We start from the raw sequence: 10,022 nt of genomic DNA on the forward strand, positions 1-10,022 counted from the left end.
CCGCCGCCCGGGTCGAACGGCTCGGGGTGCGGCGCGGCCGGGTCGAGGCGTTGCGCCGGGTGTCGCTCACCGTGGGGGCCGGCGAGACCGTGGCCCTGATGGGACGCAACGGCGCGGGCAAGTCCACGCTGCTCGGCGCCCTCGTCGGCATGGTCGAGCCCACTTCGGGCACCGTCCTGACCGGGGGCCTGCCCCCGCACCGGACGCCGCCGCGCGAGATGGTGCGCCGGGTCGGCCTCGTACCGCAGGAGCCGCGCGACCTGCTGTACGCGGACACGGTGGCCGCCGAGTGCGCGGCGGCGGACGCGGACGCGGGGGCGGAGCCGGGCAGCTGCCGGGCCCTGGTCTCGGAGCTGCTGCCGGGCGTCGGCGACGACACGCACCCCCGCGATCTGTCCGAGGGGCAGCGCCTCGCGCTGGCCCTGGCCCTGGTGCTCACCGCCCGGCCGCCGCTGCTGCTCCTGGACGAGCCGACCCGGGGTCTGGACTACGCGGCGAAGGCCCGGCTGGTCGGGGTGTTGCGCGCGCTGGCCGCCGAGGGGCACGCCATCGTGCTCGCCACCCATGACGTGGAGCTGGCCGCCGAGCTGGCGCACCGGGTGGTGATCCTCGCCGACGGGGAGGTCGTCGCGGACGGCCCGACCGCCGAGGTCGTGGTGTCCTCGCCCGCGTTCGCCCCGCAGACCGCCAAGATCCTCGCCCCGCAGGAATGGCTCACCGTCCCGCAGGTCCGCGCGGCCCTGGGCGGTGGCGCGTGAGCGGGGCGGGGAAGCGTGGCCGCCCGGTCCGGCTGGGCCCCCGGGCCGTCGTCGCGCTGGTGCTGATCAGCGCCATCGGAATCGCCGCTTTCGGGTGGCCGCTGCTCGCGGACCGGGACTCGGGGCTTGCGCACGCACAGGACGCGCCGTGGCTGTTCGCCGCGCTGCTGCCGCTGCTGGTCGGGGTGGTGGTCGCGATGATCGCGGACGCCGGGCTCGACGCGAAGGCGGTCGCGATGCTGGGGGTGCTGGCCGCGGTCGGGGCGGCGCTGCGCCCGCTGGGGGCGGGCACGGCGGGCCTGGAGCCGATGTTCTTCCTGATGGTGCTGAGCGGGCGGGTGCTGGGGCCGGGGTTCGGCTTCGTGCTGGGGTCCGTGACGATGTTCGCGTCCGCGCTGCTGACCGGTGGGGTGGGGCCGTGGATGCCGTTCCAGATGCTGTCGATGAGCTGGTTCACGATGGGCGCCGGGCTGCTGCCCGGCCCGGACCGGCTGCGCGGGCGCGGCGAGCTGCTGATGCTCGCGGCCTACGGGGCCCTCGCCTCGTTCGCGTACGGGACGATCATGAACCTGTACGGCTGGACGATCGTGCCGGGCCTCGCCTCGGGCATCTCGTTCCGGGCCGGTGACCCGCTGGGCGACAACCTGGTCCGCTTCCTCGCGTACTGCGCGACGACCTCGCTGGGCTGGGACCTGGGCCGGGCGGCGCTCACCGTCGTGCTGACACTGGCGGTCGGGGCGCCGCTGCTGAAGGCGCTGCGGCGGGCGACGCGGCGGGCCTCCTTCGAGGCCCAGGTCACATTCCACGCCCCCGGCGAGTGAGGGCACCCACAGGACCTTGGTCCTGTACGAAGCGGCTTAGGAGCCGCGCACGGAGCTGAGGGGCCCCCTCCGCACCCCCCGCGACCTGCCAGGGCGCGGTTCGGGGTGGTTCAGGACCTCCGGCCCCGGGTGCGAGGCGGGGTCGTAACAGCGGTCGTTGCCACGGCCGAACGGCGCCGCTAAGACTGGATCCCGTCGCCGAGCACCGCAGGGTCCTCACCGGGATCGCGGTCAACGAACGCCGGTCCACGCAGGATTCGGACCGAGCCGCGACTCCCCGTCCCCCACCGTTAGGTTTCCTGTGACGTTCGCCCGTAACCTCATCGCCAAGCCCCGCACCACCCGTCGCAAGGCCGCCATCGCAGGCGCCTCCGTGCTGCTGGGCGCCACCGGCATCGGCCTGGGTGTCTCCCCGGCCATGGCGGCCCCGTCCGCCGCACCGGCCTCCGCCGGGAGTGCCCAGGACACGGCGAAGCGGATGATCGGTGACGACGCCCAGTTCCAGTGCTTCAGCAACATCGTCAGCCACGAGAGCGGCTGGAACCCGAGCGCGACCAACGCCTCCTCCGGCGCCTACGGCCTGGTCCAGGCGCTGCCCGGTTCGAAGATGGCGTCCGCCGGATCGGACTGGAAGACCAACCCCGGCACGCAGATCAAGTGGGGCATGGACTACATGAACTCCCGCTACGGCAGCCCCTGTGGCGCCTGGTCCTTCTGGCAGGCCCACAACTGGTACTGAGCCGGCCCGGCCCGAGCCGGTGACCCCCGGAGCCCCGACCGCACCGCGGCCGGGGCTCCGGCCTGTCCGGACGCGGTACACGGATCGGCACCCCCGCACGTGAGCCGAACAGGCGTACGGGGATCATGGCGGCCATGCACGCCCTGCTCTCCGCGTTCGCCCCCATCTGGGTCCTGACCGGCATCGGTTACGCGGTCGGACGCGGCGGGCTGCTCGGGGAGCAGGCGGAGGCCGTGCTCGGCCGGTTCGTCTTCCACGTGGCCATGCCTGCCGCCCTGTTCACGATGGTGTCGGGGGCGAGCCCGGACGCCTTCGGTCATCCGTCGATGGTGGCGTTCGCGGCGAGCACGGCGGTGGCGGCGGGAGCCGGGTTCGTCCTCGTCCGGCGGGTCTTCGGCCGGGGGCGGGCCGACGCGGCGATCGGCGCCATGTCCTCGGGCCATGTGAACTCCGCGAACCTGGGCATCCCGGTGGCGGTGCAGGTGCTGGGCGACGCCTCGTTCGTCGCGCAGGTCATCCTCTTCCAGGTGCTGGTGCTCTCGCCGGTGATCCTGACGCTGCTGGACTCCGGGACGCGCGGGGCGGACGGGCGGCGCCCGGGCGGCGGGGTGCGGCGGTTCCTCACCATGCCCCTGCGCAACCCGATCATCCTGGCCTCGCTGCTCGGCGTGGCCGTCTCCGCGACCGGGCTGCGGCTGCCGGCCGCCGTGACGCACCCGTGCGACGTGCTGGGCGCGGCGGCGGTGCCGACGGCCCTGATCACGCTCGGCCTGTCGCTGCACCGGGGACCGGGCGGCGGGGGCCGGGCACGCCGGGAGCGGGCGGAGACCGCGGCGGTGGTGGCCGTGAAGACGCTGGGCCAGCCGCTGACCGCCCTGCTCGTCGCGGGCCCGCTGCTGCGCCTCCCGGACCACCAGCTGCTCGCGGTCGTGCTGTGCGCGGCACTGCCCACCGCGCAGAACTCCTTCATCTACGCCCGTGAGTACGGCCTCGGCACCGGGCTCGCCCGCGACGCGATCGTCGCCTCCACGCTGGTGTCGATGGTCACGCTGTCCGCGGCCGCCTGGGCGCTGGGGCCGTGAGCCGTCCGGGCTACACCTTGCCCGCCACCGCCTCGCGGACCGCCTCGCCCTGCGGGAGCCCGTCCTCCGGCGCCACCCGCAGCCGGCGCGGCCCCGCGAGCACGTACGCGATGAGGAACCCGAGCGCGACGACGACCGCCCCGCCCACCGCGTCCAGCACCCAGTGATTGGCCGTCGCGACGATCGCGGAGACCGTGAACAGCGGATGCAGCACCCCGAGCGCCTTCATCCACACCTTCGGGGCGAGCAGCACGATGATCACCCCGCACCACAGCGACCAGCCGAAGTGCAGTGAGGGCATCGCCGCGTACTGGTTGGTCACCGCGGTCAGCGCCCCGTAGTCGGGCTGCGAGAAGTCCTGCACCCCGTGCACCGTGTCGATGAAGCCGAGCCCGGGCATCAGCCTCGGCGGGGCCAGCGGATAGAGCCAGAAGCCGACGAGCGCGAGGAGCGTGGCGAAGCCGAGCGTGGACCGGGCCCAGCGGTAGTCGGCGGGGCGGCGCACGTACAGCACGGCGAGGATCGTGAGCGGGACGAAGAAGTGGAACGTCGAGTAGTAGAAGTCGAAGAAGTCCCGCAGCCGGCCGACGCCCGCGACGGCGTGGTTGATCCGGTGCTCGATGTCGATGTGCAGCCACTGTTCGAACGAGTGGATCTGCCGCCCGTGCAGCTCGGCGGTGTCCCGCCCGGCCGTGGCGGCCAGCCTGACCTGACCGTACGCGGAGTAGACGACACGGATCAGGAGGAGTTCCAGGAGCAGGTTGGGCCGGCTGAGCACCCGCCGCCAGAACGGCAGCAGCGGCACCCGGGCCCAGCGGGCCGGAACCGGCTTCGCGTACACGGTGGGCACGGGCCGCCGCCAGTACGGGGAGGTGCGCGGCAGGAACGGCGTCACGCAGGCGGCCCCGAGCGCGGCGATCAGCAGCACGTTGTCGCGCACCGGGAACACCGCCCCCACGTTCGGGAGCAGCATCGAGCCCGGCAGGGTCGTCACCAGGACCACGACGGCCGGCCACACCAGCCGGTCCGAGGCGCTGCGGCCCGCCCGGCCGACCACGGCGAGCAGCACCCAGAGCAGCTGGTGCTGCCAGGCGGTCGGGGAGACGGCGACGGCGACGCAGCCGGTCACGGCCGCGGCGAGCAGGAGCTGCCCGTCGCGCGCATACCGCACGGCGCGGCGCAGGCCGAGGACGCAGACGGCGGCGGCCAGCGCCAGGAACAGCGCGATCTCCAACGGCCCGGCGAGGCCGAGGCGCAGCAGCGCGCCGTGCAGGGACTGGTTGGCGAGGCTGTCCGTCTGGTCGCCGAGGCCCGCCCCGGCGACGTGGTGCACCCAGTACGTCCACGAGTCGTGCGGCATCGCGGCCCACGCCAGCGCCGTGCACGCGGCGAACGCGCCGGCGGCGGTGAGCGCGGAACGCCGTCTTCCGGTGAGCCACAGCAGGAGGGCGAACAGGAGCACGGCCGGCTGGAGGGCGGCGGCGACCCCGATGAGCGCCCCGGCCTTGTGTTCCCCCCGGACGACGAAGAGGCCGACGAGGACCAGGAGGACGGGCAGGATGCTGACCTGGCCCAGGTGGAAGGCGTTGCGCACCGGCAGCGAGACCATCAGCAGGCTGATCGCGACGGGCGCGGCGAGCAGGGCGGTGCGCCGGCCGACCGGTCCCGGCAGGGCGCGGGCGGCGACGAGGCCGAGGGCGGCGACGAGCAGGAGCGAACCGAAGGTCCAGGCGACCCCGAGGCTCTGTTCGGCGGTACGGGTCAGCGGCTTGAGGACGAGCCCGGAGAACGGGGTGCCGGTGAACCGGTCGGTGTCGTACAGCGAACCGGTCACATGGAGCACCCCGTTGTCACCGATCCAGGTCTCCAGGTCGGTGAGCCGTTCGCCCGGCGGCTGCCGCAGCACCACCGCCATCTGCCGGACGGCCAGCGCGGCCACGACCAGCCAGAGCACCGCCCGTACCGTTCCGGTTCCCGCCGTCACGCTTGTGTTGCCACTGTGCTCCGCGTTCGCCACGCTGCGCCGACCCTCCCAAGGTCTTTCGCCGGCCAGGTGTCCGGCATGTGTGAAACCTTCGCATTGTGCTCCTGGGTAGATCCAATCAACCCCCTTTACGCCTGCCTGTCACCCGGCTTTGGACGAAAGTCCGCCCGCCCGGACGCAGGGCGGGGCCGGAACCGGCGGGGGCCCGCCCACGTCTGAGCCCGTGATCGGCAACGGCGGGGAGGACGGACGATGCGGCGCGCGGGGAGATACGGAAGGACGGGGGGCTGGGCGGTCCGAGCGCTCTCCCTGCTCCTGATGCTGGTGTCGCTCCAGGCGGGGTCGCTGATCGCACCCGCGTACGCCTGCGGCTGCGGGGCGATGGTAGTGGACCGGAACAGCCGGGTGGCGGTCGACCGGGAGACGTCGGCGGTCGGCTGGGACGGCCGCACCGAGCAGATCGTCATGCAGCTGAGCGTCCGGGGGAACGCTCCGGACGCCGCCTGGATCATGCCGGTGCCGCACCGCGCCACGGTCGAGCTGGGTGACGCGGCGCTGTTCTCCGAGCTCAGGGCCATCACCGCGCCGGTCACCGAGGAGCGCCACTACTTCTGGCCACGCGGCAAGGACTGGCCGTTCGGCGGTTCGGGGAACTCCGCCGGTGACAGCGCCGCCGGCCCGAAGGCGGGCGCCCCGGTCGACGTGGTCGGCCGGGAACGGCTCGGCCCGTTCGACGTGGCGCGGCTGGCGGCGACCGACCCGGAGGCGCTGGAGAGCTGGCTGGCGGAGAACGGCTTCGAGCTGCCGGACCGCCTCGCCACGGCCCTGACCCCGTACGTCGAGCAGAAGTGGGAGTACGTGGCGGTGCGCCTCGCGCCGGAGAGGCAGGGGGGCACGCTGAGCGGGACGCTCGACCCGCTGCGGCTGCGGTTCGCGAGCGACCGGATGGTCTACCCGATGCGCCTGTCCAAGCTGGCCGCCACCCCGCAGTCCCTCGACCTGTACGTGCTGGCCGACCACCGCATGGAACCGCGCGACGCGATCGGCGGGCGGCCCCCGAAGGTCGCGTACGCGGGCCGCGTCGACCCCGCGAGGGAGCCGTACGAGGCGCTGGCGGCGGTCACCGGGGACAAGCCGGTCTTCGTGACGGCGATCGACCAGTACTTCCCGTCACCGGAGCGGATCGACGGCGACCACGAGTTGCGGGCGGCCGCCGGCGACGCCCCGTACCGGACCGTGGTGTACCGGGACGCGCTGCTGACCTGGGGCGGCATGCCGGCCTGGCTGCTGACGCTGCTCGGCGGCGCGGTGCTGCTGGTGGCCCTGCCCCTGTTCCTGGTCCTGCGCGCCCGGCGACGGCGCCCGGTGGTGCCCCCGCCGCCGGTCTTCACGCCGCCGCCGCTGAGGTGAGCGTCCGCGCCACCGCGCCGCCCTTTCGAAATCCCTTGGCTCACACATGTGTGCGGTGGCGAGAATGGCCCCATGACCTGGACCGTGGCACCCGAACCCTTCGACTCGCCGGACGCGTCCCTGCTCCGGCGGGACTACTACGCCGAGGTGGCCGGCCGCTACTGGGGCCGGCCGGCGACGACCGGGGAGATCGACTCCGGGCTCACCGACGACGGCGCCGGGCTGCTGGCCGCCCCGGCCGGTGACTTCGTCATCGGCCGCTCCGAGGGCCGGGCGGCGGCCTGCGCGGGCCTGCTCCTGGTGGACGCGGGCACGGCGGAGCTCACCCGGGTCTACGTCCGCCCGGAGTTCCGGGGCACGGGCGGCGGCGGGCTGCTGCTCGCGGCGCTGGAGGAGCGGGCCCGGGCGCTGGGGGTGACCCTGCTCCGGCTGGACACCCGGCACGATCTGGTGGAGGCCCGCGGCCTGTACGCGAAGCACGGCTACCGGGAGGTCCCGGCGTTCAACCGGGGGCCGTACGCGGAGCACTGGTTCGCGAAGGAACTGGGGGTGACCGGGGCGGAGCCCTCTGGCCAGAGCCTGTCTCCCAGGGCGTCAAGCGCGTCCTAGTCCCGCTGCGGGTGGCCCGCCGCGTGGTCGCGCTTGGGTGCCGGGCTGTGCGGGCGCTCCTTGCTCGACCCACTGGTCTCCCGGGTCAGCTCGGAGACCAGCGCGACCAGGTCCGTCGGCCGGTCCGGCCCCCACCAGTCGCCCAGCAGCTCGGCGAGTGAGTCCTCGCGGGCCTGGGCGAGCTTCACCACCGCCTCCGCGCCCGGCTCGGTGAGCACCATCTGCACCCCGACGCGCCGGACGAGCCCGCGCCCCTCCAGCTGGCGGGCCGCGTCGTTGATCACCCGTAGCGGCACGGGGGCCACCTCGGCGAGCCGGGCGGGCTCGACCGTGCCATGGCGCTTGATCCGCAGCAGCATCCAGCTGGCGGCGGGCAGCAGGTCGAAGCCGGCCTTCTCCGTGATCCTGACGTAGACCTCGCGACGGCCCTCCCGGGTGGCCAGCACGGACAGGGCCCGGGCGCACTCGTCGTACGAGGAGCGCTCGACCGGGTTCGACGCCAGGGTCTCGCTCGGGTCCGGCGCGGTCACCGAGCCGCGCAGCTTGTCCTCCTTGAGCAGCCAGGCGAAAAGGAAGGCGACCAGGACGACGGGCGCCGCGTACAGGAACACGTCGGTGATCGACGTCGAGTACGCCTGGAGCACCGGCCCCCGCAGGGAGTCCGGCAGCCGGCCGATGGCGCGCGGGTCGGCGGCCAGGCTGTCCGCGTCGACACCGGGCGGCAGCGGCCGGCCGGCGAGCGCCGTGCCGAGCTTGTCGGTGAGCCGGTTGGTGAAGACGGTGCCGAAGATCGCCACGCCGAACGAGGCGCCGATGGACCGGAAGAACGTCGCGCCCGAGGTCGCCACGCCGAGATCCCGGTACGAGACGGCGTTCTGCACGACCAGGACGAGGACCTGCATCACCAGGCCGAGGCCCGCGCCGAACACGAAGAAGTAGGCGCTCATCTCCCAGGTGCCGCTGGACACCGTCAGCCGGTGCAGGAGCAGCAGCCCGACGGCCGTGATGCCGGTGCCGGCGATCGGGAACACCTTCCAGCGCCCCGTACGGCTGACGATCTGCCCGGACACCGTCGAGGTGATCAGCAGCCCGAACACCATGGGCAGCATGTGGACACCGGACATCGTCGGCGTGATGCCGTGCACGACCTGGAGGAAGGTCGGCAGATAGGTCATCGCGCCGAACATCGCGAAGCCCACGACGAAGCTGATCACGGCGACGAGGCTGAAGGTCCTGATCCGGAACAGCTTCAGCGGCAGTACGGGCTCGGTGGCGCGCCGCTCCACGAACACGAACGCGACCAGGAGCACCACGGCGAGCACCGCGAGGCCGATGATCTTCCCCGAGCCCCACGGCCAGGTGGTGCCGCCGAGGGAGGCGACGAGAACGAGGCAGGTGGCGACCGAGGCGATGAGGAAGGTGCCGACGTAGTCGATGGTGTGCTTCGTCCGGCGGACCGGGATGTGCAGCACGGCGGCGATCACGACGAGGGCGACGACGCCGATGGGGAGGTTGATGTAGAAGACCCAGCGCCAGCTGAGGTGCTGGGTGAAGAAGCCGCCGAGCAGCGGCCCCAGGACACTGGTCGCGCCGAACACGGCACCGAAGAGCCCCTGGTACTTGCCGCGTTCGCGGGGCGGGACGATGTCACCGACGATCGCCATCGACAGCACCATCAGACCGCCGCCGCCGAGGCCCTGGAGGGCGCGGAAGCCGATCAGCTGGGGCATGTTCTGCGCGATACCGCAGAGCGCGGAGCCGATCAGGAAGATGACGATCGCGGTCTGGAACAGCTTCTTGCGCCCGTACTGGTCGCCCAGCTTCCCCCAGAGGGGGGTCGCGGCGGTCGAGGCCAGCAGATAGGCGGTGACCACCCACGACAGGTGTTCGAGCCCACCGAGGTCGCTGACGATGGTGGGGAGAGCGGTGGAGACGATGGTCTGGTCGAGTGCCGCGAGCAGCATGCCGAGCAGCAGTGCGCCGATCGCCACCAGGACCGACCGCGTGGAGCGGTCTTCGCCGGGGGCTTGGGCCGTCGGGCTCAGCTGGGCCATGAGACATCTCCTCGGATCCGCTACACCCCCATCCTGTCTGTTCTGCCCCGTTATGGCCTGCCGGGGGCCCATGCGATTGGGCTTCTCGGCGGCGGGCTGCATAATCGCAGGCAGTTCAAGGGGAGGGGACCCACGATGGCCGGACATATATGCCCGGAGTGCGGTACGGAGAGCAGACCGGGCGCCGGTCCGGGCTGCGCCTGCGCGGGCCGGCACACCGGTACGCAGGAGTACGGCGCCGATCCGGAGCGGGCCGCCGAGCAGCAGCGCATCGCCGACGAGCACCACGCCGACCGGTCCGCGGAGATGGCCGCGGCGGAGGACTTCGACCCGCTGCGCATCCGCCCGTACGTGACCCTGGGCGGCGACACCGCGACGGGGCCCCCGGCGGGCGCCCCGCAGGCCCACGGCCCCGAGGGCGACGCCGCGACCACCATGCCGCTGTTCCTGCCTCCGGCCGGCGCTCCGGACGCCGGCGCCCCGGCCGACGAGGCCGGCACCGCCTTCCTGCTCACCGGCCCGGACCCGGTGGCCCCGCGCCGCCGCAAGCCGTTCGCCGCGGTGA

At 73.5% G+C, this 10,022-nt stretch carries 8 protein-coding genes and 1 pseudogene; 7 read left to right on the plus strand and 2 right to left on the minus strand.

Annotated features, from left to right (window positions below):
- The 4 genes from G3I41_RS14505 to G3I41_RS14520 all read left to right on the plus strand — a co-directional run.
- The coding region (locus G3I41_RS14505) for an ATP-binding cassette domain-containing protein (protein WP_164400623.1) at nucleotides 1–758 on the plus strand (758 nt) is incomplete at its 5' end.
- The gene (locus tag G3I41_RS14510; protein WP_164400624.1) at nucleotides 755–1,579 is read left to right on the plus strand and encodes an ECF transporter S component; all 825 of its coding nucleotides are present in this window, start codon (nucleotides 755–757) and stop codon (nucleotides 1,577–1,579) included. The genes G3I41_RS14505 and G3I41_RS14510, both read left to right, overlap by 4 nt.
- Before the next feature lie 301 nt (nucleotides 1,580–1,880).
- A complete protein-coding gene (locus G3I41_RS14515) occupies nucleotides 1,881–2,318 on the plus strand; it encodes a transglycosylase SLT domain-containing protein (protein WP_164400625.1) in 438 nt (145 codons plus the stop codon).
- A gap of 125 nt (nucleotides 2,319–2,443) precedes the next feature.
- Nucleotides 2,444–3,400, plus strand: a complete 957-nt coding sequence (locus G3I41_RS14520; RefSeq protein WP_164400626.1) for an AEC family transporter — start codon at nucleotides 2,444–2,446, stop codon at nucleotides 3,398–3,400.
- A 10-nt stretch (nucleotides 3,401–3,410) separates the two neighbouring features.
- Here G3I41_RS14520 and G3I41_RS14525 read toward each other — a convergent pair whose 3' ends face one another.
- Entirely contained in the window at nucleotides 3,411–5,354 is a 1,944-nt protein-coding gene (locus tag G3I41_RS14525) for a bifunctional glycosyltransferase 87/phosphatase PAP2 family protein (RefSeq protein ID WP_164400630.1), read from the minus strand.
- 348 nt (nucleotides 5,355–5,702) lie between these two features.
- Here G3I41_RS14525 and G3I41_RS14530 point away from each other — a divergent pair, with 348 nt between their 5' ends.
- The gene (locus tag G3I41_RS14530) at nucleotides 5,703–6,794 is read left to right on the plus strand and encodes a DUF2330 domain-containing protein (protein WP_164400627.1); all 1,092 of its coding nucleotides are present in this window, start codon (nucleotides 5,703–5,705) and stop codon (nucleotides 6,792–6,794) included.
- 72 nt (nucleotides 6,795–6,866) lie between these two features.
- Complete coding sequence (locus G3I41_RS14535; RefSeq protein WP_164400628.1) at nucleotides 6,867–7,403, plus strand: GNAT family N-acetyltransferase; 537 nt, start codon at nucleotides 6,867–6,869, stop codon at nucleotides 7,401–7,403.
- On the opposite strand, the gene G3I41_RS14540 is transcribed toward G3I41_RS14535, so the two are convergent.
- Nucleotides 7,400–9,457, minus strand: coding sequence for an MDR family MFS transporter (locus G3I41_RS14540; RefSeq protein WP_164400629.1), 2,058 nt, complete (start codon nucleotides 9,455–9,457; stop codon nucleotides 7,400–7,402). The two genes, G3I41_RS14535 and G3I41_RS14540, sit on opposite strands and share 4 nt — an antisense overlap.
- A 135-nt stretch (nucleotides 9,458–9,592) precedes the next feature.
- Between G3I41_RS14540 and G3I41_RS14545 the strand changes: the two are divergent.
- A pseudogene (locus G3I41_RS14545) lies at nucleotides 9,593–10,022 on the plus strand (peptidoglycan-binding protein); the annotation flags it as partial.

It is taken from the genome of Streptomyces sp. SID9727 (assembly GCF_010550605.1).
In the GTDB taxonomy this organism is placed as follows: Bacteria; Actinomycetota; Actinomycetes; order Streptomycetales; family Streptomycetaceae; genus Streptomyces.

Coding starts and splice junctions, on each gene's coding strand:
- G3I41_RS14520 (WP_164400626.1), top strand. CDS start 2,444: ATGGCGGCCATGCACGCCCTGCTCTCCGCGTTCGCCCCCATCTGGGTC.
- G3I41_RS14530 (WP_164400627.1), top strand. CDS start 5,703: ATGCTGGTGTCGCTCCAGGCGGGGTCGCTGATCGCACCCGCGTACGCC.
- G3I41_RS14535 (WP_164400628.1), top strand. CDS start 6,867: ATGACCTGGACCGTGGCACCCGAACCCTTCGACTCGCCGGACGCGTCC.
- G3I41_RS14540 (WP_164400629.1), bottom strand. CDS start 9,457: ATGGCCCAGCTGAGCCCGACGGCCCAAGCCCCCGGCGAAGACCGCTCC.